Annotated in this window: 24 protein-coding genes; 7 read left to right on the top strand and 17 right to left on the bottom strand. The window is 72.2% G+C overall.

All coding sequences use genetic code 11. The features are described from left to right. Positions 1–84 precede the first annotated feature (84 nt). The 3 genes from FB563_RS03510 to FB563_RS03500 all read left to right on the top strand — a co-directional run bounded on the left by FB563_RS03510 (position 85) and on the right by FB563_RS03500 (position 2,630). Entirely contained in the window at positions 85–1,035 is a 951-nt protein-coding gene (locus FB563_RS03510) for a sigma-70 family RNA polymerase sigma factor (RefSeq protein ID WP_234357955.1), read from the top strand. Positions 1,036–1,090: 55 nt separating this feature from the next. Beyond that, complete coding sequence (locus FB563_RS03505; RefSeq protein WP_055709078.1) at positions 1,091–1,726, top strand: mycothiol-dependent nitroreductase Rv2466c family protein; 636 nt, start codon at positions 1,091–1,093, stop codon at positions 1,724–1,726. Between the two features lie 595 nt (positions 1,727–2,321). After that, on the top strand, positions 2,322–2,630 hold the full coding sequence (locus FB563_RS03500) for a hypothetical protein (protein WP_055709077.1): 309 nt from the start codon (positions 2,322–2,324) through the stop codon (positions 2,628–2,630). 22 nt (positions 2,631–2,652) lie between these two features. Here FB563_RS03500 and FB563_RS03495 read toward each other — a convergent pair whose 3' ends face one another. The 15 genes from FB563_RS03495 to FB563_RS03425 form a co-directional block, all read right to left on the bottom strand. Next, positions 2,653–3,390, bottom strand: a complete 738-nt coding sequence (locus tag FB563_RS03495; RefSeq protein ID WP_055709076.1) for a sirohydrochlorin chelatase — start codon at positions 3,388–3,390, stop codon at positions 2,653–2,655. A 9-nt stretch (positions 3,391–3,399) separates the two neighbouring features. Continuing rightward, positions 3,400–4,284 (bottom strand): ABC transporter permease, encoded by an 885-nt coding sequence (locus FB563_RS03490; protein WP_055709075.1) that lies wholly within the window; start codon positions 4,282–4,284, stop codon positions 3,400–3,402. Beyond that, a complete protein-coding gene (locus FB563_RS03485) occupies positions 4,271–5,074 on the bottom strand; it encodes an ABC transporter ATP-binding protein (RefSeq protein WP_167528462.1) in 804 nt (267 codons plus the stop codon). Before FB563_RS03485 ends, FB563_RS03490 begins: the two co-directional genes overlap by 14 nt. An 11-nt stretch (positions 5,075–5,085) precedes the next feature. Continuing rightward, the gene (locus FB563_RS03480; protein WP_055709073.1) at positions 5,086–6,195 is read right to left on the bottom strand and encodes an aliphatic sulfonate ABC transporter substrate-binding protein; all 1,110 of its coding nucleotides are present in this window, start codon (positions 6,193–6,195) and stop codon (positions 5,086–5,088) included. 238 nt (positions 6,196–6,433) lie between these two features. Further along, positions 6,434–7,768 carry a sulfate adenylyltransferase subunit 1 gene (locus tag FB563_RS03470; RefSeq protein ID WP_055709071.1) on the bottom strand — a complete coding sequence of 445 codons (1,335 nt, stop codon included), beginning with the start codon at positions 7,766–7,768 and terminating at the stop codon, positions 6,434–6,436. 2 nt (positions 7,769–7,770) lie between these two features. Then, positions 7,771–8,709 carry a sulfate adenylyltransferase subunit CysD gene (gene cysD / locus FB563_RS03465; protein ID WP_055709070.1) on the bottom strand — a complete coding sequence of 313 codons (939 nt, stop codon included), beginning with the start codon at positions 8,707–8,709 and terminating at the stop codon, positions 7,771–7,773. Beyond that, positions 8,706–9,242: an adenylyl-sulfate kinase gene (gene cysC, locus FB563_RS03460; protein ID WP_055709084.1), complete on the bottom strand. Its 537-nt coding sequence runs from the start codon at positions 9,240–9,242 to the stop codon at positions 8,706–8,708. Before cysC ends, cysD begins: the two co-directional genes overlap by 4 nt. Before the next feature lie 29 nt (positions 9,243–9,271). Continuing rightward, positions 9,272–9,982, bottom strand: coding sequence for a phosphoadenylyl-sulfate reductase (locus tag FB563_RS03455; RefSeq protein ID WP_055709069.1), 711 nt, complete (start codon positions 9,980–9,982; stop codon positions 9,272–9,274). Then, the gene (locus FB563_RS03450) at positions 9,979–10,158 is read right to left on the bottom strand and encodes a hypothetical protein (RefSeq protein WP_055709068.1); all 180 of its coding nucleotides are present in this window, start codon (positions 10,156–10,158) and stop codon (positions 9,979–9,981) included. The genes FB563_RS03455 and FB563_RS03450 overlap by 4 nt, the downstream gene beginning before the upstream one ends. Next, positions 10,155–11,852, bottom strand: coding sequence for a nitrite/sulfite reductase (locus tag FB563_RS03445; RefSeq protein WP_055709067.1), 1,698 nt, complete (start codon positions 11,850–11,852; stop codon positions 10,155–10,157). The genes FB563_RS03450 and FB563_RS03445 overlap by 4 nt, the downstream gene beginning before the upstream one ends. A 124-nt stretch (positions 11,853–11,976) precedes the next feature. Further along, positions 11,977–12,060, bottom strand: coding sequence for a putative leader peptide (locus FB563_RS45130; protein ID WP_309486338.1), 84 nt, complete (start codon positions 12,058–12,060; stop codon positions 11,977–11,979). A 127-nt stretch (positions 12,061–12,187) separates the two neighbouring features. Continuing rightward, positions 12,188–12,760, bottom strand: coding sequence for a GNAT family N-acetyltransferase (locus FB563_RS03440; protein WP_055709066.1), 573 nt, complete (start codon positions 12,758–12,760; stop codon positions 12,188–12,190). Positions 12,761–12,946: 186 nt separating this feature from the next. Then, positions 12,947–14,281: a hypothetical protein gene (locus FB563_RS03435; RefSeq protein ID WP_055709065.1), complete on the bottom strand. Its 1,335-nt coding sequence runs from the start codon at positions 14,279–14,281 to the stop codon at positions 12,947–12,949. Between the two features lie 175 nt (positions 14,282–14,456). Beyond that, positions 14,457–15,788: a GAF domain-containing protein gene (locus tag FB563_RS03430; RefSeq protein WP_199832971.1), complete on the bottom strand. Its 1,332-nt coding sequence runs from the start codon at positions 15,786–15,788 to the stop codon at positions 14,457–14,459. A 265-nt stretch (positions 15,789–16,053) separates the two neighbouring features. After that, a complete protein-coding gene (locus FB563_RS03425; RefSeq protein WP_055709064.1) occupies positions 16,054–17,706 on the bottom strand; it encodes an acyl-CoA dehydrogenase family protein in 1,653 nt (550 codons plus the stop codon). A 131-nt stretch (positions 17,707–17,837) separates the two neighbouring features. On the opposite strand from FB563_RS03425, the gene FB563_RS03420 reads away from it, so the two are divergent. From FB563_RS03420 to FB563_RS03410, 3 genes are all read left to right on the top strand, one after another. Further along, entirely contained in the window at positions 17,838–19,079 is a 1,242-nt protein-coding gene (locus FB563_RS03420; RefSeq protein WP_055709063.1) for a YihY/virulence factor BrkB family protein, read from the top strand. Positions 19,080–19,304: 225 nt separating this feature from the next. After that, positions 19,305–20,144 carry a VC0807 family protein gene (locus tag FB563_RS03415; protein WP_234357953.1) on the top strand — a complete coding sequence of 280 codons (840 nt, stop codon included), beginning with the start codon at positions 19,305–19,307 and terminating at the stop codon, positions 20,142–20,144. A gap of 88 nt (positions 20,145–20,232) precedes the next feature. Then, positions 20,233–20,919, top strand: a complete 687-nt coding sequence (locus tag FB563_RS03410; RefSeq protein WP_055709062.1) for a helix-turn-helix domain-containing protein — start codon at positions 20,233–20,235, stop codon at positions 20,917–20,919. Here FB563_RS03410 and FB563_RS03405 read toward each other — a convergent pair. Together FB563_RS03405 and FB563_RS03400 are read right to left on the bottom strand one after the other, a co-directional pair. Further along, entirely contained in the window at positions 20,902–21,303 is a 402-nt protein-coding gene (locus FB563_RS03405) for a VOC family protein (protein WP_055709061.1), read from the bottom strand. The two genes, FB563_RS03410 and FB563_RS03405, sit on opposite strands and share 18 nt — an antisense overlap. A gap of 143 nt (positions 21,304–21,446) precedes the next feature. Beyond that, on the bottom strand, positions 21,447–22,079 hold the full coding sequence (locus FB563_RS03400) for a VOC family protein (protein WP_055709060.1): 633 nt from the start codon (positions 22,077–22,079) through the stop codon (positions 21,447–21,449). Between the two features lie 81 nt (positions 22,080–22,160). On the opposite strand from FB563_RS03400, the gene FB563_RS03395 reads away from it, so the two are divergent. Next, positions 22,161–22,817 carry a ThuA domain-containing protein gene (locus tag FB563_RS03395; protein WP_055709059.1) on the top strand — a complete coding sequence of 219 codons (657 nt, stop codon included), beginning with the start codon at positions 22,161–22,163 and terminating at the stop codon, positions 22,815–22,817. Positions 22,818–22,950 lie beyond the last annotated feature (133 nt).

Genomic DNA, 22,950 nt, shown 5'->3' with positions numbered 1-22,950 from the left:
TCGCCACAAGCCGGTTGATCTTTCGGTGGGTTCGGCGTTTCGTGGAAGCTGGACCACAGGTACCGGGTGGGAACGGGGGAACGGGTGGACGACGTCACGGAGGACGCCGGGCGGTGGCTGGCGGAGCGGTTCGAGGCGGACCGGCCGCATCTCACGGCGGTGGCCCACCGGCTGCTCGGCTCTGCCGCCGAGGCCGACGACGCGCTGCAGGAGGCCTGGCTGCGGGCCCGGCACGCGGACCTCGGCGCGGTGCGAAACCTCACCGGCTGGCTGACCACCGTGGTGACCCGGGTCTGCCTCAATCTCCTGCGGGCCCGCCGCAACCGGCGTGAGGAGTTCCTCGAGGCCCACGACGACGCCCACGGCACCCCGGCGGCCCCCACCGAGACGTGCGACCCCGCCCGGGAGGCGATGCTGGCCGATGAGGTCGGCGTCGCGCTGCTGATCGTCCTCGACACCCTCGGCCCGGCCGAGCGGGTCGCCTTCGTGCTGCACGACATGTTCGCCGTGCCCTTCTCGGAGATCGCCCCGCTGATCGAGAAGACCCCCGCCGCCACCCGGCAGCTCGCCGGCCGGGCCCGACGCCGGGTCCAGGGCCGGCCGGCCGCGCCCGCGGCCGACGCGGTACGCCGGCGCCGGGCCGTCGAGGCGTTCCTCGCCGCCACCCGCGACGGCGACTTCACGGCCCTGGTCGCGCTGCTCGCCCCGGACGTGGTGCTGCACGCCGACGCGCTGGTCGTCCCCACGCCCGAACCGATCACCGTGCGGGGCGCCGAGCCCGTCGCCCAGGGCGCGATGGCCGCCATGGCACGCGCCCGGCTCACCGGACTCGCCCTGCTGGACGGCGAGTTCGGCCTGGTCATGGCGGAGCGGGGGCGGCCGCGCCTGGTCCTGGCCTTCGCCTTCGGCGCGGACGCCGGGATCACCCGGATCGACGTCGTGGCGGAACCGGAACGCCTGCGCGGGACACAGATCGCGGTGGTGGACCCGGTGCGGACCAGGACCGGTGGCGACCCCGGGGAAGTGGACCACTGAATCGAGAGCGGATTGGGCCGGGACACTGAACCAATGCGGCACTAGCGTCGCTGCCATGACCTATCGCGACACCGCCGTCCAGTCCGCCCCGACCCGCGTCGACTTCTTCTTCGACCCCGCCTGCCCCTTCGCCTGGATCACCTCCCGCTGGCTGCTGGAGGTCGAGCGCCTGCGCCCGCTCGACCTCCGGTTCCGGGTGATGAGCCTGTACCTGCACAACCTGGGCAACGAACTTCCCGACTGGTACCGGGACTTGGTGGACCGCTCGATCGGGCCGGTGCGGGTCGCCGCGGCCGCCGCGGAACGGCACGGCGACAAGGTGCTGCGCGACCTGTACACCGCGTTCGGCACCCGGATCCACGAAGGCCGGACCGAGGACTTCGACCGGGTGGTCACCGAGTCGCTGGCCGAACTCGGGCTGCCCGCCGACCTGTCGGCCGCCGCCCACGATCCGTCGTACGACGACGCGGTGCGCCGCAGCCACGAGGCCGGCGTCGAGCCCGGGACGGGCGGCTATGTGGGCACGCCGACCCTGCACGTCGACGGCACGGTGTGGTTCGGTCCCGTGCTGCGTGCCGTTCCGCGCGGCGAGGAGGCGGCCGAACTCTTCGACAGCTTCCGGGTGCTGGCCCGCCACCCCGACCTCTTCGAACTCAAGCGCACCCGCACCGGCGCCCTCCGCTTCGACTGAGCAGGAGCAAGGAGTGGCCGATAAACGCCCCTCGAGGGCCCCGGGTTCGCCGCTCGTGTGACACACGAGCCGTGATCGACGCAGAACGAAGAGCCGCCGTGGTCGGACGTCACAGGGGAGCGCCCGAACCCCGGCGGCCCTCTTACCACGAGCCCGTCCTCCAAGGCCAGCCCTCGCCCAACGTCGCGACAAACGCGTCCCGTTGTCCCTAGGGTGAAGCGCGCAGACGCCGGAAGGGGGGAGGGGACGGATGAGCGTGACGGGCGGACCTTTACGGGCACAGCCGTGGTACCGCGGTGACCGGTGTGACCCGGAGGGGAAACGCCCCCGGTACCCTCCGCGGCCCGGTCTACGGCCCGGTCAACGGATGCCGTTCACCCGAACGGGTGGCGATTTTCGGCCCAATGGGCGCCATCGCGGCTGGCGGGACCCCGGCCCACCGCACCGCACGCGCGGTGTTCCTCCCCGCACCATCGGTAACGTCAGCCGCCTCAGCACCTTCATCTTCGGCAACCAGAGCCCGGTCGCCCGCGCCGAAGCCGTAGCCACCCCCCACCCCCGAAGGCTCCTTCGGATCACAAGCGAGGACAGGACGATGAGCACCTACGACTTCGGGAACGGCCCCGCGTACTTCGCCCGTATCGACCCCAGGAACGGCACACCCGACATCGAAACCCTCATGGCCGTCGCCGAGCGGCTCACCGAGGCCCTGCGGGCCGAGTACCCGGGGATCGTCGCCAACGGGGAGGTCATCCAGGCCGAGCTGGCCCTGTCCGCGGAGGACGGCCTGCCGCCCAACCGGGGCCGGATCCGCACCGCACTGGAGAACGTCGCCATCACGGCGGGCGCGGGCACCGGCAGCCTCACCTTCACCCAGCACCTCCTGCACGCGCTCGGCCTGTGACCCCGGGCAGGCCGGGGGACGGTCAGGCGCCCAGCGCCGTCAGCGCCGGCCGGCGCGCCGCGTCGTAGCGCTCCAGCAGCACCCGCGCCACCTCCGGCGCGGGGCCCAGCACGTCCGCCAGTACGTCCGCCCCGGCCGCGCCCCGCGCGATGCGGTCCGGCAGGAAGCCGGGGGCCAGGACGTACGGCGCGACGGCGACCCGCTCGCAGCCGAGGGCGCGCAGTTCCCGTACGGCGTCCTCGGTGCCCGGAAGGGATGCGGAGGCGAACGCAGGCCGCACGGCGCACCAACCGGTGTGCCACCACTCCCGCGCGATGTCGGCGATCACTGCGATCGCCTCCGGGTCGGAGGACCCCGCCGAGGCCAGCACGACCCCGGTCGAGGACTTGTCGGCGGGGCTCAACCCCGCCTCGTACAGCCGCCGTTCCAGCGCCGACAGCAGCAGCGGCGACGGGCCCAGCACGTCCGCCTGCCGGATCCGCAGCCGGGCCGGCGCCTCCCTCAGCACGGCAGGGATGTCGGCCTTGGCGTGGAAGGCGCGGGTCAGCAGCAGCGGCAGGGCGACGACGTCCCGCACGCCCTCCGCCGCCAAGGATTCCAGCACCCCCTGCACGGACGGGACGTTGAAGTCCAGGAATCCGGTCTCCACGCGCAGCCCGGGCCGCAGCGACCGGACCCGCTCCACGAGGGCGTGCACGGTCGCGGCATGCCGCGCATCGCGGCTGCCGTGGGCGATGACGAGGAGAACCGGACGGCGCATGGGCGTGCCTCAGCCCTTCACCAGCAGACCGCGGCTGCGCAGCACCCACCGCTCCAGCGGGCTGAAGATCAGCAGGTCGATGGCGATGCCGACGAACAGGATGAGCAGGATGGCCTCGAACACCATGGCCATGTCGCTGGCGGTGCGGGCGTTCTCCAGCAGCTGGCCGAGGCCCGTGCCCAGGTCGGGGAAGTTGGCGATGATCTCGGCGGCCATCAGGGAGCGCCAGGAGAAGGCCCAGCCCTGCTTCATGCCCGCCACATACCCGGGCAGGGCGGCCGGCAGGGTGACGTGCCAGGTGCCCTTCAGGCCCGTGGCGCCCATCGTGCGGCCCGCCCGCAGGAACAGCGGCGGCACCTGGTCCACGCCGGACACCAGACCGTTGGCGATGGACGGCACGGCACCGAGCAGGATCACCGCGTACATCATCGAGTTGTTCAGGCCCAGCCAGATCACCGCCGGCGGCACCCACGCCACCGACGGCAGCGACTGCAGACCGGACAGGATCGGGCCGATGGCGGCGCGCACGAACTTCACCCGCGCCACCACCAGGCCCAGCGGGGTGCCGATCAGCAGCGCGAAGCAGAAGCCGAGCAGACCGCGCGAGACGCTGGTCCAGATGTAGCCGAGCAGCTTGCCCTGCAGCCAGTCGTTGTGGAAGGCGTGCCAGACCGCGCCCGGGGTGGGCAGCCTGGTCGGGTCGTCGACGATCTTCAGGCTGATCAGGCCCTGCCAGACCACCAGCACCACGACGATCGCGGTGATCGGCGGGACCACCTTGTCGACAAGGGTCTTACGGAACGGCGTACGGCCCGGCTGCGCGGTCTCCAGCGCGTCGAGGCCCGCCTCCACGCTCCCCGTCTCGGGAGAGGTCGTCGTCTCAGTGCTGGCCATGGCGGCGGATCTCCCCACGCAGTACTTCGGTGATCTCCAGGGACAGTTCCGCCACGGGCGCGTCCTCGATGCGGCGCGGCTGCGGAATGTCGACCTCCCACTGGCGGGCCACCCGGCCCGGACGGGAGGAGAGCAGCACGACACGCTGCGCGAGCCGCACCGCCTCGCGCACGTTGTGCGTCACGAACAGCACGGACAGCCCGGTCTCCGACCAGATCCGGGTGAGCTCGTCGTGCAGCACGTCCCGGGTGATGGCGTCCAGCGCCGCGAACGGCTCGTCCATCAGCAGCAGATTGCTCTCCTGCGCCAGCGCGCGGGCCAGCGCCACCCGCTGCCGCATACCGCCCGACAGCTCGTGGACACGCTTGCCGTACGCGCCCTTCAGCCGGACGAGCTCGAGCAGCTCCTCGGCCTTGCCGCGCCGCTCGGGCTTGGCCACCCCCCTGAGCTTCAGGGCGAGTTCGATGTTCTTGCCCGCGGTCAGCCACGGGAACAGGGCGTGCTCCTGGAACATCAGGGCCGGGCGGCCGTCCGTGGTGATGGACCCGGCGGTGGGCCGGTCCAGGCCCGCCACCAGGTTCAGCAGGGTGGACTTGCCGCAGCCCGAGGCCCCCAGGAGGGTGACGAACTCGCCGGGCGCGACATCGAGGCTGATGTCGTCCAGGACGAGCTGCTGCCCGCCGGGTGTCGGATACGACTTCGAGACGTGCTCGAGGCGTGCGGCGTACTCGACCGACTCAGCGGCCTTGGCCAGGGTCGTGGCCATGGTCGTCACCTCCTGGGAACTCATCGGGACTGGCGTCAGCTGGTGCCGAGACCGGCGGCGTCGACCGGGCTCTCGCCCGCGGCCCTGAGGACCTTGTTGAGGATCGTCAGGTCGTAGATCCCCTTCAGGTTCGGCTTGTCCAGCAGGCCGGCCTTGACCGCGTGCGCCGCCTCGGTGCTGAGGGTGGAGGCCAGCGGGTCGTCGGTGAACTGGATGGACTTCCACGCCGGGTCGAGGACCTTCGCCGGCAGTTCCTTGCCGGAGTCGATGCCCAGCTGCTTGTTCGCCGCCGCCTTCGCCTGGTCCGGGTTGGCGTTGATCCACTTGTTGGCCTCGACCGCGGCCTTCAGCACCGCCTCGACCGCCTTCGGGTGCTCCTTCAGGAAGGCCTGCCGCACGATGATGTTGGTGATCACGAACTTCTTGTCCGGCCACAGCGACGACTCGTCCAGCAGCACCTTGCCGCCCTCGGCGACCAGCTTCGACGCGGTGGGCTCCGGCACCCAGGCGCCGTCGACCGACCCGGCCTTGAACGCGTCCGGGGTGACCTTGTTGTCGCTGCGGACGACCGTGACGTCACCCTTGCCGCTCTGCGGGTCGACCTTCCAGCCCTGCTCGGCCGCCCAGTCGAGGAACGCCACGTCCTGCGTGTTGCCCAGCTGCGGGGTGGCGATCTTCTTGCCCTTGACGTCCTTGAGGGACGAGATCTTCTTCGGGTTGACGACCAGCTTCACACCGCCGGAGGCCGAACCACCGATGATCTTCAGGCTCTTGCCGTTCGACTTGGTGTAGCCGTTGATCGCGGGCGAGGGGCCGATCCAGCCGATGTCGATGGAGCCCGAGTTGAGGGCCTCGATCTCGGACGGCCCGGCGTTGAAGGTGGCGTAGTCCGCCTTGGTGGCGCCCAGCTCCTTCTGGAAGAAGCCCTTCTGGTTGGCGACCAGCGCGGTGGCGTGGGTCAGGTTGCCGAAGTACCCGATCTTGACGGAGTCGAGCCCGTCGATCTTCTTGGCGCCGGCGGCGACCTTGGCGGTGTCGTCGTTCTTGGACTCGGAGCCGTAACCGCAGGCGGCGAGCGTGAGGAGGGGAAGGGCGGCGAGCGCGGCTATGCCGCGGCGCAGGATTTTCGAGCGGCTGGCAGGCACGGGAGGGTCTCCTCTCGTTGGCCCGGCGGTCACGGTCTCTCAGGTCGTGGCCGGGAGTTCGGCAAAGGGTCTTCGTCGTTTCCGGGACGACGCCGGGTGGGGGGACAGGGCGCGCGAGCGGTGCGCGTACGTCAGCGCACACATCGCGCCACCCCGCCCTGCCCGCTGCCCAGGGCGCCGCTGCCGACACGGCCGCCCTCCTTCGCGAACGTCGAGTAGACGTCGGTCGTCTTCATGGTCAGAAGTCCCAGCCGTCGTCTTCGGACTCGTCGTTGACCGGCTCGGGGGCGGCGAAGGACTCGCCGACCATGCCCGCGGTCAGCGTGGTGCCGTCGCTCGGATCGATCAGGATGAAGGAGCCGGTGCGGCGCGAGTCGGCGTAGGAGTCGACCGGCAGCGGCTCGGCGGTACGGATCTTCACCCGGCCGATGTCGTTGGCGACGAGCTGTCCCGGGTGCGGGTGCAGGGACAGGTCGTCGAGCGTGAGCCGGGACGGGATGTCCTTCACGATCGCCTTGACCGTGCGGGTGCCGTGCTTGAGCAGCACCCGGTGACCGACGGTCAGCGGGGCGTCGGCCACATGGCAGACGGTCGCCTCCACGTCCTGGGTGGTGGCCGGCGCGTCCTTCGTCGGGACGATCAGGTCACCGCGCGAGACGTCGATGTCGTCCTCGAGGAGGACCGTCACCGACTGCGTCGTCCACGCCACGTCGACCGGCTCGCCGAGCAGGTCGATGCCGGAGATCTTCGTGGTCCGCCCGGACGGCAGGATCGTGACCTCGTCGCCGACCCGGAAGGTGCCCGCCGCGATCTGGCCCGCGTAGCCCCGGTAGTCCGGGTGCTCGGCGGTCTGCGGCCGGATCACGTACTGCACGGGCAGCCGGGCGTGGCAGTGCGCCAGGTCGTGGCTGACCGGGACGGTCTCAAGGTGTTCCAGGACGGTCGGGCCGCCGTACCAGTCCATCGTGGCGGACGGCTCCACCACGTTGTCACCGGCGAGCGCCGAGATCGGGATCGCGGTGACCTCGGGCACGCCCAGCTCGGTGGCGTACGCCGTGAACTCCTCGGCGATCGCCGCGAACACCGACTCCTCGTAGCCGACCAGGTCCATCTTGTTGACCGCGAGGACCACGTGCGGGACCCGCAGCAGGGCCGCGATCGCCGCGTGCCGGCGGGTCTGCTCGACCACGCCGTTGCGGGCGTCCACCAGGATCACCGTCAGCTCGGCCGTGGAGGCACCCGTCACCATGTTGCGGGTGTACTGCACATGGCCGGGCGTGTCGGCCAGGATGAACCGGCGCCGGGGCGTGGCGAAGTAGCGGTAGGCGACGTCGATGGTGATGCCCTGCTCCCGCTCGGCGCGCAGGCCGTCGGTGAGCAGCGCGAGGTCCGGGCCCTCCTGGCCACGGCTCGCGGAGGCCCGCTCCACGGCCTCCAGCTGGTCGGCGAGGACCGACTTGGAGTCGTGCAGGAGGCGTCCGACGAGCGTGGACTTGCCGTCGTCGACGGAGCCGGCGGTGGCGAACCGCAGCAGCGTGGTGGCCGAGAGCGCCTCGGTCGTGGTCGTGCTCATGCTTAGAAGTACCCCTCGCGCTTGCGGTCTTCCATCGCGGCCTCGGACAGCTTGTCGTCGGCGCGGGTCGCGCCCCGCTCGGTGAGCCGGGAGGCGGCGATCTCGGCGATCACGGCGTCCAGCGTGGCGGCGTCGGAGTCGACGGCGCCGGTGCAGGACATGTCACCGACGGTGCGGTAGCGCACCTGGCGCTTCTCGACCGTCTCGCCGTCCTTCGGGCCGCCCCACTCACCGGCGGTCAGCCACATGCCGCCCCGCTGGAACACCTCGCGCTCGTGCGCGAAGTAGATCTGCGGCAGCTCGATGCCCTCGCGGGCGATGTACTGCCACACGTCCAGCTCGGTCCAGTTCGACAGCGGGAACACGCGCACGTGCTCGCCGGGGGCGTGCCGGCCGTTGTACAGGTTCCACAGCTCCGGGCGCTGGCGGCGCGGGTCCCACTGGGAGAACTCGTCGCGCAGGGAGAACACCCGCTCCTTGGCGCGGGCCTTCTCCTCGTCCCGGCGGCCGCCGCCGAAGACCGCGTCGAACTTCTCGCTCTGGATCTTCTCCGTCAGCGGCAGCGTCTGCAGCGGGTTGCGGGTGCCGTCGGGACGCTCCTTGAGCACACCCCGGTCGATGTAGTCCTGCACGGAGGCCACATGGAGGCGCAGCCCGTGCCTGGCCACCGTACGGTCCCGGTACTGAAGCACCTCGGGGAAGTTGTGCCCGGTGTCCACGTGCAGCAGCGAGAACGGCACGGCGGCCGGCGCGAACGCCTTCAGCGCCAGGTGCAGCATGACGATGGAGTCCTTGCCGCCGGAGAACAGGATCACCGGGTTCTCGAACTCGCCCGCCACCTCGCGGAAGATGTGCACCGCCTCGGACTCCAGCGCGTCCAGGTGCGACAGGGCGTACGGGCTGGCCGTGCCCTCCTCGGCCTTCGCCACGGTCGTCGTCATGCCAGTCCCCTCTCGCTCAGCAGGGCGTACACCGACGCCGCGGACTCCTGCACGGTCTGGTGCTGCGACTCGATCCGCAGATCCGGCGTCTCGGGCTCCTCGTACGGGTCGTCGACGCCCGTCAGCCCGGACAGCTCACCCGCGGCCTGCTTGGCGTACAGCCCCTTCACATCCCGCACGCTGCACACGTCGACCGGAGTCGCCACATGGATCTCCAGGTACGACGTCCCGTTCTCCGCGTGCCGCTTGCGCACCGCTTCCCGGCTGTCCGCGTACGGCGCGATCACCGGTACCAGCGCCTTGACGCCGTTACGGGCGAGCAGCTCGGCGACGAAACCGATGCGCTGCACGTTGGTGTGCCGGTCCTCGCGGGAAAATCCGAGGCCCGCCGAGATGAACTCGCGGATCTCGTCGCCGTCGAGCACCTCGACCCGGTGGCCCTCGGCACGCAGCCGGCCGGCCAGCTCGTACGCGATGGTGGTCTTGCCGGCGCTCGGCAGACCCGTGAGCCAGACGGTGGCTCCGGTCGTCACGTCGTTCTCCTGAAGGTTCCGGTGGTTCGTCATCCGTGCAGCCCGCACTCGGTCTTGGCGCGGCCCGCCCAGCGGCCGGCGCGCGCGTCCTCGCCCTCGAGGACCCGGCGGGTGCAGGGGGCGCAGCCGATGGAGGCGTAGCCGTCCATCAGCAGCGGGTTGGTGAGCACTCCGTGTTCGGTGACATAGGCGTCCACGTCGTCCTGCGTCCAGCGGGCGATCGGCGAGATCTTGACCTTCTGCCGCTTCTCGTCCCAGCCGACGACCGGGGTGTTGGCCCGGGTCGGGGACTCGTCGCGGCGCAGGCCGGTCGCCCAGGCCTGGTAGCCCTTCAGCCCCTCTTCGAGCGGCTTGACCTTCCGCAGCGCGCAGCACAGGTCCGGGTCGCGGTCGTGCAGCCTCGGGCCGTACTCCGCGTCCTGCTCGGCGACCGTCTGCTTCGGCGTGAGCGTGATGACGTTGACGTCCATCACGGCCTCGACGGCGTCGCGGGTGCCGATGGTCTCCGGGAAGTGGTAGCCGGTGTCGAGGAAGACGACGTCCACGCCCTTCAGCACGCGCGAGGCGAGATGGGCGACGACGGCGTCCTCCATGGAGGAGGTGACGCAGAACTTCGCGCCGAAGGTGTCGACCGCCCACTGGAGGATCTCCAGCGCGGAGGCGTCCTCCAGGTCGCGTCCCGCCTGCTCGGCGAGTGCCTTCAACTCCTCGGTCGTGCGGTCTTCCTGAGCCGTCGTCATATCGGGTCCCCTCCGTGGTCGGCTCGCTGAAGGCCCCGGGCCAGCAGCCCGAGGAACTTCAGCTGGAATGCGCGGTTGCACGCCCCGCATTCCCAGGCGCCGTGACCCTCCTCGTGCGGACGCAGGTCCTCGTCGCCGCAGTAGGGGCAGTAGAAAGGTGCGGCACGCTCGCTCACGACAGTGCCTCCTCGGAAGCACGCGCGGCCCAGGCGGCGAAGCGCTCGCCGTCCTCGCGCTCGGCCTGGAAGCGCTTCAGCACCCGCTCGACGTAGTCGGGCAGCTCCTCGGCCGTGACCTTCAGGCCGCGCACCTTGCGGCCGAAGCCCGGCTCCAGCCCGAGGGCGCCGCCGAGGTGTACCTGGTAGCCCTCGACCTGCTCGCCCTTGTCGTTCAGGACCAGCTGGCCCTTGAGACCGATGTCCGCGACCTGGATACGGGCGCAGGCGTTCGGGCAGCCGTTGAGGTTGATGGTGATCGGCTCGTCGAAGTCCGGCAGGCGGCGCTCCAGTTCGTCGATCAGCTGCGAGCCGCGCTGCTTGGTCTCGACGATGGCGAGCTTGCAGAACTCGATGCCGGTGCAGGCCATGGTGCCGCGCCGGAAGGAGGACGGGCGGGCGCTGAGGTCCAGCGCCTGAAGGCCCTCGACCAGCGAGTCCACCTTGTCCTGCTCGACATCCAGGATGATCATCTTCTGCTCGACGGTGGTACGCACCCGGCCCGAGCCGTGCGCCTCCGCGAGGTCAGCGATCTTCGTCAGCGTGGCGCCGTCCACGCGGCCGACCCGCGGGGCGAAACCGACGTAGAACCGGCCGTCCTTCTGCCGGTGCACACCGATGTGGTCGCGCCACTGCTGCACGGGCTGCTCGGGGGCGGGCCCGTCGATCAGCTTGCGCCCTCCCAGGTACTCGTCCTCCAGCACCTGACGGAACTTCTCCGCGCCCCAGTCGGCGACGAGGAACTTCAGGCGGGCCCGGTTGCGCAGCCGGCGGTAGCCGTAGTCACGGAAGATCGAGATGACGCCCTCGTAGACGTCCGGGACCTCGTCGATCGGCACCCAGGCCCCGAGCCGCACGCCCAGCTTGGGGTTGGTGGACAGGCCGCCGCCGACCCACAGGTCGAAGCCCGGGCCGTGCTCGGGGTGCCGCACGCCGACGAACGCCACGTCGTTGATCTCGTGCACCACGTCCAGCAGCGGCGAACCCGAGATGGCCGTCTTGAACTTGCGGGGGAGGTTCGAGTACGCCTTGTTGTTCAGGACCCGGCGCTTCATCTCCTCCAGCGCCGGCGTGGCGTCGATGATCTCGTCCTCGGCGATGCCCGCGACCGGGGACCCGATCATCACGCGCGGGGTGTCACCGCAGGCGGTGACGGTGGACAGGCCGACGCCCTCCAGCCGCTCCCAGATCTCGGGCACGTCCTCGATCCGGATCCAGTGGTACTGGACGTTCTGCCGGTCGGTGATGTCCGCGGTGCCGCGCGCGAACTCCTGGGAGATCTCACCGATGACGCGCAGCTGCTGGGTGGTCAGCGCGCCGCCGTCGATGCGCACCCGGAGCATGAAGTAGCGGTCGTCCAGTTCCTCCGGCTCCAGCACCGCCGTCTTGCCGCCGTCGATCCCGGGCTTGCGCTGGGTGTACAGCCCCCACCAGCGCATCCGGCCCCGCAGGTCGCTGGGGTCGATCGAGTCGAAACCGCGCTTGGAGTAGATCGTCTCAATGCGTGTCCGCACATTGAGACCGTCGTCGTCCTTCTTGACCTGCTCGTTGCCGTTCAGCGGGGTGAAGTGGCCCACGGCCCACTGACCCTCACCACGGTGACGGCTCACCTTGCGGCGGGGCGCTGCGGCGGGGTTCGGCGGATTGGCGGCCATGGTTTGTACGTCCTTCGGACCGGTGGGAAGCGGCTCTGACCTGCACGTAGGCGCGCACGCGGGCAGGCGTGCGCGTCCTTGCGCGGGGAAAATCAGGTAGGGGGTTCGCGGCGGTGCTGGGGCGTCAGCTCGCCGGACAGATGGCGCTGGACATGCGGCCGAGGTCGACGTGCCGCCGACTCACCAAGGCAATTCCAGTTCCAGACATGACGGAAGCGTGTCACGGCGATCTGGACACAGTCCAGCTTTATCCATCATGCGGACACCCTTGTCCCGGAATATGGGACGAGGGTGTCGTCGCTCACATGCCGTGCGGGAAGGCTTGTACGGGCAGGTCAGAGCCGGTATGCGCCGGGCCAGGGTCCCGGCGCCGCCGCGTCCGGCTCCAGCTCGACCTTGGTGTCGAACAGCTTGAACCCGCGCCGCTGGTAGTTGTCCATGGCGAACTCGCCGTCCTTGCTGCACGTGTGCAGCCACACCCGCTTGGTCGGCGCCCGCCCGGGCCACCGCTCGGCCAGGTCCCAGGCGCGCGCCGTACCGTACGACAGCAGATGGCCGCCGATGCGCCGGCCGCGGAAGGCGGGTACCAGCCCGAAGTAGGCGATCTCGACCACGCCCTCGTCCTGCGGGTCCAGCTCCACATAACCGGCCGGGGTGCCCCGGTCGTAGGCCACCCACGTCTCCACCCCGGGCCGGTCCAGGTACTCCTGCCACCGCGCGTACGTCCAGCCGAGCCGGTCGGTCCAGCGGATGTCGCCGCCGACCGAGGCGTACAGGAAGCGGCTGAACTCGGGGGAGGGGACCTCGGCGCGGACGATCCGGACATCGCCCTCCGGCGCGGCCGCGGGCAGGAGGTCGGCCGGCGAGGTCTGCTCCAGGGACCAGGTGGTGACAGGGACGCTGCTCATGCGGGCCAGGGAATCATCCCGCCGCCCGGTCTGTCGATCGGCCTGGTCACCCCGCACGCGGCCGCTTCACCCCGCGCGGCCGCCCCATCCTCGACGTGGCCGCTTCAACCTCGCACGCGGCCGCCCCACTCCGCAGAAGCCCGGGTCCGTGGACGCCCCGGCCGCCCACGGACTCACCTCACGGGCTCACCCCACGGAACGGTCCAGCTCGGCCAGGGGCATGGTGAAGAGCATCCGGTCCGACAGGGACCAGACCTCGCCCGTCTCCTGCCAGTAGGACAGGGAGCCCGCCGTCTCGGCCCAGCAGCGGTGCGAGCCGTCCGCGCCGCAGTGGGCCGCCTTCGCCCCGCCGGCGTCCTGCCGCCACAGCGCACCGTGTCCGTCCCGTGAACCGGGCAGGCGTCCCACATACCAGGACGCGGCCTCCGCGCCCGGCCGCTGGTACGACAGCACACCGCGGATCCCCGCCGCCCGGGTCCGGTACGCCTCCACCGCCGTCACCCGCCCCGCGGCGTCCGTGGCGAGCAGCCCCTCCCGCGCCGGAGCCGTGCTGAACGCATACCGCCACAGCCGGGCGCTCTGGCGGCCGTCCGGCTCGGTCCACTCCGCGGCGACCAGGCTGTCCGGCACGGTGCTCCGGTCCAGGGCGAGCGCGCCCGGACAGGGCGGGCCGGAACGGCCGCACCGGCCCCCGGTGAAGCGGTACGAGCCGACCGCGGGCATCACATAGCGGTAGCCGTCGGCGGACCAGCCGCCGGGCACCCGGCCGATCGCGGGCCCGTCGACACCGGCGCGCTGGATCCGGTCGAGGTCGTAGACGTACAGCGCGTCGGCGCCGCCGGTCCTGGCGGTGACCAGCAGCTTGCCCTGGTACCAGACCATCCCGGAGATCCCGGAGGCCAGCCCCCGGTAGTCACGGCCGCCGTCGACCGGCACCACCAGCAGCACCCACCGGTAGGCGAGGTGGGCCGGGTCGTCGGCGTTCACGAAGGCGACCCTGGCGAGCCCCCGCTCGGCGGACCGGCCGGTGGAGGCGCTGTGGGTCCACCCGGCGAGCACGACCCGGTGGGTGCCCCACACGCCGTCGTCGTCCGCGTCCCCGGAGGTGGTCACCGACGCCGGCCGCCAGGCGCTGCCGCCGGAGTCGGCCCGGTCCCAGCAGTAGGCGCGGGTGGCGGCCGGGGCGACGGGCAGGGACGCGCGGTCGGCGGAGGAGCAGTCGGCGGAGGTGCGCATCGCGCGGTCGGCGCCCGCCAGCACGGCGTCCACGCCGACCGGACGGCCCATCGCGGCCGAGAGCCGGTCCAGCGTGCGGGCGGGCACCAGCTGCTCCTGGAGTCGAAGCGGGCCCGTGTCCGCGGGGGAGGAGAGCGGCTTGAGCGCGCCGGGGCTGTCGGTGACGTCCGCCTGGGAAGCGCTGATCAGGGTGGCGGCCGCGGTGAGCGCCAGCGCCGTCCCGGTCAGGACCGCGCGCAGTGCAGCGCCCCGTCTGCGCCGGCGGTGTCTGCCGCGATGCTTCATCTCGTCCCCTTCTCCGGGGCTCCTTCGCCGCCGGGGCGGGCCGGCCGGTGGCGGGCCAACTGCGCCTGATGATCCGTTCGTTGACGCGAGAAGCGGCTGGGGAGGCCCCTAGGGGATGCTACGGCAGTAACGGCCCGCGCAGGGCGAAGACCCCGCAAATATGCGGAAGACACGCTCACCGGTCCACGGGCCCCCCGCGCCGCGCGGCCGTCCGCCTCCGCGTGATCGCCGGCGCCGTCGAGGAAGGCAGCAGGTCACGGGGGTCGTCGGGGAGGAGCACCTCGATCTCCGCGTCCTCGCGGAAACGATACGGTCGATGCTGCAGGAGTTCCCCGCAGTACCGCCGGATCCGGGACATCTCCGCCCGTACCGTCACCGTGCGTGAGGGATCCCCGAACAGGTCCCCGGCCAGGGCCGCCGCCCCGCGGCCGGCCCGGTGCACGGCGAGCAGGTACAGCAACTCGGCGTGCCGCGGACTGAGTTCACGCGACCAGGATCCCGCCGAAGCGGACACCGTCAGCGTGCCGCGCCCCGGTCTGGCCAGGTCCAGCACGATCCGCGTGACCGTGCCGACCGCTTCCTCCGCCGCCCGCAGCAACCAGCCACCGGCCAGCGGCTCCACGGCGCACGAACCCAGTGACGGCAGCCACCGGCGGCCCGGCGCCAGCGACTTGGGCAGCGCGACGCGCCGTACGTACGGCATCCCCGACACCGCCGCCGTCCAGCCGTCCCGGTCCACCACCAGCGCCCGCCCGTCCAGCCGGGCCAGCACCGGCGCCGCCACCGCCCGCAACCGCTCCAGCGAGTCCAGGTGCATCTCCCGCAGCCGCGCCTCGGCCAGCTTGGCCACCGAGTCCACCCAGGCGAGGGTGGCCGGATGCATGGTCTCCAGCGGGCCGCTGACGTCCACGACACCGATCAGCCGGCCGTCCCGGGGGTCGGTGATGGGGGCGCCGGTGCAGGTCCAGGAGGCGTGCGAGCGGACGAAGTGCTCGGCGGCGAAGACCTGTACGGGCCGCCGCACGACCGCCGGGGTGCCCACTCCGTTGGTGCCGACGACGTCTTCCCGCCAGTCCGCGCCGAGTTCGAACCCCAGGCCGTCCGCCTTGCGCAGCACCGGCGAGGCTCCCTCCCGCCACAGCACCCGGCCGTCGGCGTCCGCGACGACCATGATGTGCTGGGCGACGTCGGCGACCGAAAGCAGACCCTGGCGCAGTACCGGCAGGACGTGCCGGAGCGGTGACTCCTCGCGCCGGCGCCGCACTTCGTCGGAGGACAGCAGTCCCGATCTGAAGTCGCGGTCGGGATCGACACCGCTGCGCAGCATCCGTCCCCAGGACTGCTCGATCACCGGCCGGGGCGCGACCCTGGCCCGCTGACCGGCAAGGGTGGCGTCGCGTACCTCGTTCAGCACTCGCGCCGCCTGCGTCGCGTCCACGGCGGCCAGGCGCGCCACGTTGATCGGCGGGTTCACCACGGGGGTCCTCCCGGAGAGGGCGTCGAACATGCTTGTCAAGCCGTCCGGGCGGCGGTTTCCGGTCCGGCTGCACCTCTCATACTGCCGCTCCGGGCAGGCCGGAGGCACACACTCCGCGCACGTGCGCCAACAAGTTGCAACCCCTTGCAACCCTGGTGGACGCCCGGAGGGTGGCCGAGACTTGACGCGGAGCGGGGGTGGTGCCGTGTCGGCGCAGCACCACCCCCGCCCGGGGGTTCGGCCGGATTCGCGGCAGAGAGTGCCTGGTGGGGCGTGTTGCTCGCGCCCGCGCGGCTCACAGGGCGGGGTGCGCCCGCTCCACAATCGACGTCAGGTCCAGGGACGTTGGCAGGGTGCCGAAAGCCGCCCCGTGGTCGCCGCCCAGGCGGGACGCGCAGAAAGCGTCTGCCACCTCCGGTGGGGCGTGCCGGACCAGGAGTGAACCCTGGAGCACCAGTGCGAGGCGCTCCACGAGCCGCCGAGCGCGCCCCTCGACGGCGTCCAGGTCGGCGAGTTCGGTGAAGAGGTCCTTCACGGCGCGGTCGAGGCGGTGGTCGGTGCCATGGGTCCGGCCGATCTCGGTCAGGCAGGCGTCGAGCGCGCCCGGCTCGCGTCGCAGCGCCCGGAGCACGTCCAGCGCCTGAACGTTTCCGGCGCCCTCCCAGATCGAGTTCAGCGGTGACTCCCGTACCAGCCGGGGCAGGCCCGACTCCTCGACGTAACCGTTTCCGCCCAGGCACTCCGCGGCCTCGACCGCAACGGGCGCACAGCGCTTGGTGATCCAGTACTTGGCGGCCGGCACCGCCAGCCGCAGGAACGCGCGTTCCTGTTCGCCGCCGTCGTCATAGGCGGCCGCCAGCCGGAGCGTCAGCGCGGTCGCCGCCTCCGACTCCAGCGCGAGGTCGGCGAGGACGTTGCGCATCAGCGGCTTGTCGATCAGCTTCCCGCCGAACGCCTCCCGGTGGGCGCAGTGGTGGATCGCCTGCGCCACCGCCTGCCGCATCAGGCCCGCCGAGCCCAGCGCGCAGTCCAGCCGGGTCGCCGCGACCATCTCGATGATTGTCCGCACCCCGCGCCCCTCCTCGCCCACCCGGCGCGCCCAGGTACCGGCGAACTCGACCTCGGCCGAGGCGTTGGACCGGTTGCCGAGCTTGTCCTTCAGCCGCTGGACCAGGAAGACGTTGCGGGAACCGTCGGGCAGGACCCGCGGCACGAGGAAGCAGGTGAGGCCCCCTTCTCCCGGAGAGGGGGACGCCTGCGCCAGCACCAGGAAGGCGTCGGACATGGGAGCCGAGCAGAACCACTTGTGCCCGGTCAGCTCGTACGTGCCCGGCTCCGCGAGCGGCCGGGCCCACGTGGTGTTCGCGCGTACGTCGCTGCCGCCCTGCTTCTCGGTCATGCCCATGCCGACCAGCGCACCGGGCTTCTGCCCGGCGGGCCGCAGCTGACGGTCGTAGACCGTGGACGTCAGCCGCGGCTCCCACTCGGCGGCGAGCCGGGGGTCGGTCCGCAGCGCCGGCACCGCCGCGTGGGTCATGGACAGCGGGCAGCAGTTGCCCGCGTCGACCTGGGTCCAGACCAGGAAGCCGGCGGCCCGGCGGACATGCCCCGACGGCCGGGTCCAGGCGCCGGTCAGGCCCGCCGCGACACCCTTGCCGAGCAGCCGGTGCCAGGCCGGGTGGAAGTCGACCTCGTCGATCCGGTGGCCGTAGCGGTCGTGGGTGCGCAGCCGGGGCGGGTGCTCGTTCGCCTGCACCGCCCACTCCTGCAGCTGCGCCGAGCCGGCGGCGCGGCCCAGCGCGGACAGCTCCGACCGCACCTCGTCGAGCACGTCCGGACCGGTGTACCGCTCGACGGCCGCCACGAGGGCCCGGTCGGCGGTGAAGACGTCGTAGCCGACCAGGGGCGGCGGCTGGTTCGTCACGGTGTGGGTGGAGGTGCCTGCCATGGTGCGAACCTACCCGGGGAGGCGGCGGTGATGGCCTCCAGAGTGGCACAGTGCCGCCGCAGAGCGCGCCGGATGCGCTCGCCCGGCCCGGGAAGGTGAGGGCGGTCCGGTGCTGCGGATACCTTTGGGTCGTGCAGCCAGCAAGTGAACCCCCCGAGCCGCCCGCCGGTCGCCTCCACCGGGCCAGAGCCCTCTACCGGAACGTCTCCAAGCGGAAGACCGCCTGGCTGCTGCTCAAGGACACCGTCAACTCCTGCATGGAGTACCGCATCCTGGGCCTGGCGGCCGAGGCGGCGTTCTTCACGCTGCTGTCCGTGCCGCCGCTGCTGCTCTGCCTCATCGGGCTGCTCGCCTACGTCGACACCTGGACCGGCGCCCACACCATCAGCAGCCTCGAGACCAACATCCTCGAGGCCTCCCGGACGGTCCTGTCCGACAAGGGTGTGAAGGAGATCACCGAGCCGATCCTGCACGACGTGATGAAGGGCCGGCCCGACATCATCTCCATCGGTTTCCTCTTCGCCCTGTGGTCCGGCTCCCGCGCGGTGAACGTCTTCATCGACACCATCACCGTCATGTACGGCCTCGACGGCGTCCGGGGCATCGTCAAGACCCGGGTGATGTCGTTCCTGCTGTTCATCGTGGCCCTGCTCATCGGCTCGGTGGCCCTGCCGCTGATGGTGGCGGGCCCCGACGCGGTGGTGCGGGTGGTGCCCTGGTCGGCGACCGTGGTGCAGGTCCTGTACTGGCCGGTCGTCATCGTCCTGTCCATCGCCTTCCTGACGACCCTGTACCACGTGTCCGTGCCGGTCCGCTCCCCGTGGATCGAGGACGTCCCCGGCGCCCTGGTCGCGCTGGCCATGTGGGTCCTGGGCAGCTTCCTCCTGCGGATCTACCTCGTGCACACCATCGAGGGCGCCACGATCTACGGCTCCCTCGCCGCGTCCGTCGCCGTGCTGCTCTGGATCGGTGTGTCCGCCTTCGCCGTGCTCGTCGGGGCGGCGGTGAACGCCGCCATCGACCGGGTCTGGCCCGCCGCCGCCACGGCCGCCGCCCGCGCCGCGAACGAACGGGCGCGCGAGGCCCAGGTCGCCGAGTACGTCGCCCGGGCCGCGGCGGCCCGCGAAGCCGACCCGGACGACCCCGACATGCCCTCCGAGTTCCCCGAGCGCTGGTCCCGCTTCCTGCCCCCGGAGGACGTCACCGCCCGCCTGCGCACCCCCGCCAAGCACACCCACCAAACCCACCAGGCCCACCACGCCCACAAGACCCACGGCCGGGAGCCGCACGAGCCCGACGGCGAGCCGCCGCACGACAACGACGAACGGCATCCGCACGGGGCCAACGGGGACGCGGGCACGGGACGGCAGTAGCCGGTCGCCGCGGGCGTGGGTGGAGACCACCAGGTGGCCACCCGGTGGTCTCCACCCAGTGAGTGACGCTGCCGTCCACCCTCTTTCCACCCGGTGCTCCACCCGGTGCTCCACCCGGTGTTCCACCCGTGCTCCGATCCGCCTGGTACCGCCCGGGACCTAGCGTTCTCGCGTGGGCCGGCACCGTCCGGCCGCAGGCAGCACACCGGACAAGGAGGCGGGGACATGGTGGATGTGGCGGACGTGTCGGGCCGGGAACGGCGCTCGCGCACGGGGGCCGGGGCAGGCGGCATGGCCTACGGCCCGCTGCTGACCGTCGCCGTCGACATCCTGTTGCCGCTCCTCGTCTACTACGCCGCCCGCGGGTTCGCGGTCGGCCAGGGTCCCGCGCTGCTGCTCAGTGGCGCGCCCCCCGCCCTGCGCCTGGTGTTCGGTGCGCTGCGGCAGCGGCGCATCGACGGCGTGGACCTGTTCTGCACGGTGCTGCTGGCCGCCGCCGCGCTCGCCACTCTGATCGGTGGCGGCACCCGCCTTCTGCTGCTCAAGGACGCCGCACTGTCCCTCGTGGTGGGCGGCTGGATACTCGGCACCGGGTTCACCGGCAGGCCGCTGGCCTTCCAGCTGGGCCAGCGACTGCACCGGGGCCCTGCGGCCGGGGCACGGGCCGGCATATGGCGGGACTGCGTCGAGTTCCGCCGGGCACTGCGCGTCCTGACCGTCGTCTGGGGCACCGAGCAACTGCTCGACGGCGGCCTCGGCACACTCGCCGCCGCCACCCTGCCCACGGACGCCGTGCCGCTGCTCGCCCGGGCCCTCTCGCTTCTCCTGCTGGCCCTGACCGGCGCGGCCACCGTCGCCTACGCCCGCCGCTTCCGCACCCGCCACGGCCTCCCGCTGTTCGGCGCACCCGGCACCGCGGCCGGTGCCGGCGACAGCCCGGAGGCGCGCCGGCCGACGACGAAGGAACACATACGCACCCCGGCGGCACCAGAGCCCCCAGCGCCCTCGGCGTCTCGGCGACCCCGCGCCCGGCGGGCGAGTGGATCGGCTCCGAGCCGGGGTTGATCGGCCGAGCCGGGGGCTGACCGGAGGCGAGCCGATCGCGGAGCTCGGGGAGTGGGGCCCGGCATCGTCCGCGACGTAGGCTGCACCCGTGTACAGGGAGCGGTCGTCCCGGCTGACCGGCGCGGTCGTGTGGACGAACACGCCGGACGGAGCCGGTGGCGGACCGGTGCTGCCCGACGGCTGCATGGATCTGCTGTGGAGCGAGGGCCGACTGCTGGTCGCGGGTCCCGACACCCGCCCGTACGTCCCCGGGGGCCCGCCCCGCTCCTGGGCCGGTGTCCGCTTCTTCCCCGGCACCGCGCCCGTCCTGCTGGGCGTGCCCGCGCACGAACTGCGCGATCTGCGGGTCGACTTGGCCGACCTCTGGCCCGCCGCCCGGGTCCGGCGGCTGCGCGAGCGTGTCGAGGCGGCGCCCGACCCGGCGACGGCCCTGGAGGACATCGCCCTCGACCGGGCAGCGCGGACCACCGCCCCCGACCCGCTGCTGCACCGGCTGGTGGAGCGCCTGGAAGAGGGCCGCCCGGTGTCGGCCGCGGCGGCCGAACTCGGCATCGGCACAAGGACGTTGCACCGCCACTGCCTGGACGCGTTCGGCTACGGCCCCAAGACGCTGGCCCGCATCCTGAGGCTGCAGCGGGCGCTGGCGCTGGCCCGCTCCGGGACGCCGTACGCCGAGACGGCCGTCCGCGCCGGGTACGCGGACCAGCCCCACCTCGCGCGCGAGGTCAGGCAGTTGACCGGCATGCCGCTCGGGCGGCTACTCGGCGGCGGGTAGCGGGGCGAACAGGTCGACGCCGTTGCCGTCGGGGTCGTGCACGGTGGCGTACCGCTGGCCCCAGAACGCGTCCCACGGCTTCAGCTCTCCGTGGTGGCCGGCGGCCACCAGATCCTCGTACAGGGCGTCGACCTCGGCGGGCGAGTCGCACCGGAAGGCGAGCCCGACCCGGCCGCCGTGCTCGGGCGGCTGCCAGCCGGAGTGGAAGGAGCGGACAGTCTCCTCGGTGTCCAGGGCGAAGATCATGCCGCCGGGCAGCTCGGCGTCGACGTGCGGCTGCTCCTCGGACCCCTCGGGGAAGACAAGCCCGAGGCGACGGTAGAAGGCGAGCGCGGCGGCCATGTCGGACGTCACCACGCCGATCAGGGCGAATCGTGGAGTCATGCGGCCACCGTAGGCGGGCGGTCGCGGGCCGGTCTTGAAGGAATCGGACACGGGGAGGCGACGTGCGACGGGACAAAAGCTCTCGCGCCCGCGATCGGGCCCGCGACCGCGCCCTTCGCCCGAGCCCTTCGCCCGCCCCCGCCTCAGCCGAAGGTGACCGGGCCGTTGGGTGTGTCCACCGTGAAGGAGAGTGCGGCGGGTCCCGCTGTGAGGAGCAACTCGGTGCCCAGGGCCGCCAGCGGGGTGCGCAGTTCCCCCGGGTTCGGCGCCGTGGCGGAGACCTCCAGCAGTGGGGTGACCGGGAGCCCCGAGGCCGTGGGGTGGCGGGACCGGCCCCAGTCGATCAGGAACGGGACGAGACCGGAGGGATGCGCATGGCCGCCGTCGGTCAGCCGCCACCGCAGAACGGTGCCGTCAGGGGTGCGGCGGCTCATCGGGTGCACGGGCCCGGGGTCGTAGCCCCGCCGGCGGGCCGTGGTGATCGCCGCGTCCAGGTCGGGCGGGCTGATCGCCCAGGTCAGCGTGCGCGGCCCGGTCAGCCGGTCGACCCCGAACGGCCGCGGACCGGTGGGATCGGGCTGTTCGGGGTCGGGGCCGAGGATCTCCAGATAGCCGCGGCCGCCCAGTCCCACCAGATGGTTGCGCGTGCCCAGACCGGGATGGGCACCGCCGGGCACGGGCGTCACCCCGGTCCGCCGCGCGAAGTCGGCGACCGTCGCCGCCAGATCGGGCGTGGCGAGGACGAGGTGGTCCAGCAGCGGGGGAACGGCGTCCATGCCCGGCGAGGCTACGGTCAGCGTCCCTGCGCTTCAAGGGAGTTGGCGCTCAGGCGGGCGGCTGAGGCTTAGGGTCGTCGCATGGCCGCGCGACTGCTGCTCTACACCCGCACCACGGACTACCGCCACGACTCGATCCCGGACGCCGTCGCCGCCGTACGCGCGCTCGGCCCGTTCGCCGTCGAACACACCGAGGACCCCCTGGACCTCGAACGGCCGCTGGACGGGTACGCGGCCGTGGTCTTCCTCTCCACCAGCGGCGATGTGCTGACCCCGGCCGGCCGGGAGCGGCTCGCGCGGTACGTCGGCTCGGGCGGCGGCTTCGCCGGGGTGCACGCGGCGGCCTGCACCGAGTACGGCTGGCCGTACTACGGCGAACTCCTCGGCGCCCGCTTCGTACGGCACCCCGCCCTGCAGCCCGGCCGGGTGGTCGTCGAGGATCCGGGCCACCCGGCGACCCGTGGGCTGCCGGCCGTCTGGGACCTCACCGACGAGTGGTACGACTTCGACGCGAGCCCTCGCGGGCGGGTGCGGGTGCTGCTCAGCGCGGACGAGGCGTCGTACGACGGCGGCGGGATGGGCGCGGACCATCCGCTGGCCTGGTGCCGTGAGCAGGGCGCCGGCGGCGGTCGCGTCTTCTACACGGCGCTCGGTCACACGGCCGAGGCCTACCGCGACCCGCTCTTCCTGGCCCATCTGGACGGCGGGCTCCGCTGGGCGGGCCGACTCCCCGCGTGACGTTTCTGCGGTGAACCGGTTACGCCATTGGGGTGAGTAAAGCTCGCTTACATGGAAGGTCATGTGAGTATCTAGAGATGCTCTTGTCTTGGCAAAGGGCGTCGAGACGTGTCGGCCATCCGGCCCCGCGTCA

It is taken from the genome of Streptomyces puniciscabiei (assembly GCF_006715785.1).
Taxonomy (GTDB): Bacteria; Actinomycetota; Actinomycetes; order Streptomycetales; family Streptomycetaceae; genus Streptomyces; species Streptomyces puniciscabiei.
This window is presented reverse-complemented; position numbering and strand designations above follow the sequence as displayed.

Excerpts from the sequence above, each read along its gene's own strand:
- FB563_RS03435 (WP_055709065.1), bottom strand. The coding sequence starts at position 14,281 with ATGAAGCATCGCGGCAGACACCGCCGGCGCAGACGGGGCGCTGCACTG.
- FB563_RS03415 (WP_234357953.1), top strand. The coding sequence starts at position 19,305 with ATGGTGGATGTGGCGGACGTGTCGGGCCGGGAACGGCGCTCGCGCACG.
- FB563_RS03395 (WP_055709059.1), top strand. The coding sequence starts at position 22,161 with ATGGCCGCGCGACTGCTGCTCTACACCCGCACCACGGACTACCGCCAC.
- FB563_RS03500 (WP_055709077.1), top strand. The coding sequence starts at position 2,322 with ATGAGCACCTACGACTTCGGGAACGGCCCCGCGTACTTCGCCCGTATC.
- FB563_RS03485 (WP_167528462.1), bottom strand. The coding sequence starts at position 5,074 with ATGAGTTCCCAGGAGGTGACGACCATGGCCACGACCCTGGCCAAGGCC.
- FB563_RS03430 (WP_199832971.1), bottom strand. The coding sequence starts at position 15,788 with ATGTTCGACGCCCTCTCCGGGAGGACCCCCGTGGTGAACCCGCCGATC.
- FB563_RS03455 (WP_055709069.1), bottom strand. The coding sequence starts at position 9,982 with ATGACGACGGCTCAGGAAGACCGCACGACCGAGGAGTTGAAGGCACTC.
- FB563_RS03425 (WP_055709064.1), bottom strand. The coding sequence starts at position 17,706 with ATGGCAGGCACCTCCACCCACACCGTGACGAACCAGCCGCCGCCCCTG.
- FB563_RS03470 (WP_055709071.1), bottom strand. The coding sequence starts at position 7,768 with ATGAGCACGACCACGACCGAGGCGCTCTCGGCCACCACGCTGCTGCGG.
- cysD (WP_055709070.1), bottom strand. The coding sequence starts at position 8,709 with ATGACGACGACCGTGGCGAAGGCCGAGGAGGGCACGGCCAGCCCGTAC.
- FB563_RS03405 (WP_055709061.1), bottom strand. The coding sequence starts at position 21,303 with ATGACTCCACGATTCGCCCTGATCGGCGTGGTGACGTCCGACATGGCC.
- FB563_RS03490 (WP_055709075.1), bottom strand. The coding sequence starts at position 4,284 with ATGGCCAGCACTGAGACGACGACCTCTCCCGAGACGGGGAGCGTGGAG.
- FB563_RS03400 (WP_055709060.1), bottom strand. The coding sequence starts at position 22,079 with ATGGACGCCGTTCCCCCGCTGCTGGACCACCTCGTCCTCGCCACGCCC.
- FB563_RS03440 (WP_055709066.1), bottom strand. The coding sequence starts at position 12,760 with ATGAGCAGCGTCCCTGTCACCACCTGGTCCCTGGAGCAGACCTCGCCG.
- FB563_RS03445 (WP_055709067.1), bottom strand. The coding sequence starts at position 11,852 with ATGGCCGCCAATCCGCCGAACCCCGCCGCAGCGCCCCGCCGCAAGGTG.
- FB563_RS03505 (WP_055709078.1), top strand. The coding sequence starts at position 1,091 with ATGACCTATCGCGACACCGCCGTCCAGTCCGCCCCGACCCGCGTCGAC.
- FB563_RS45130 (WP_309486338.1), bottom strand. The coding sequence starts at position 12,060 with ATGTCTGGAACTGGAATTGCCTTGGTGAGTCGGCGGCACGTCGACCTC.
- FB563_RS03495 (WP_055709076.1), bottom strand. The coding sequence starts at position 3,390 with ATGCGCCGTCCGGTTCTCCTCGTCATCGCCCACGGCAGCCGCGATGCG.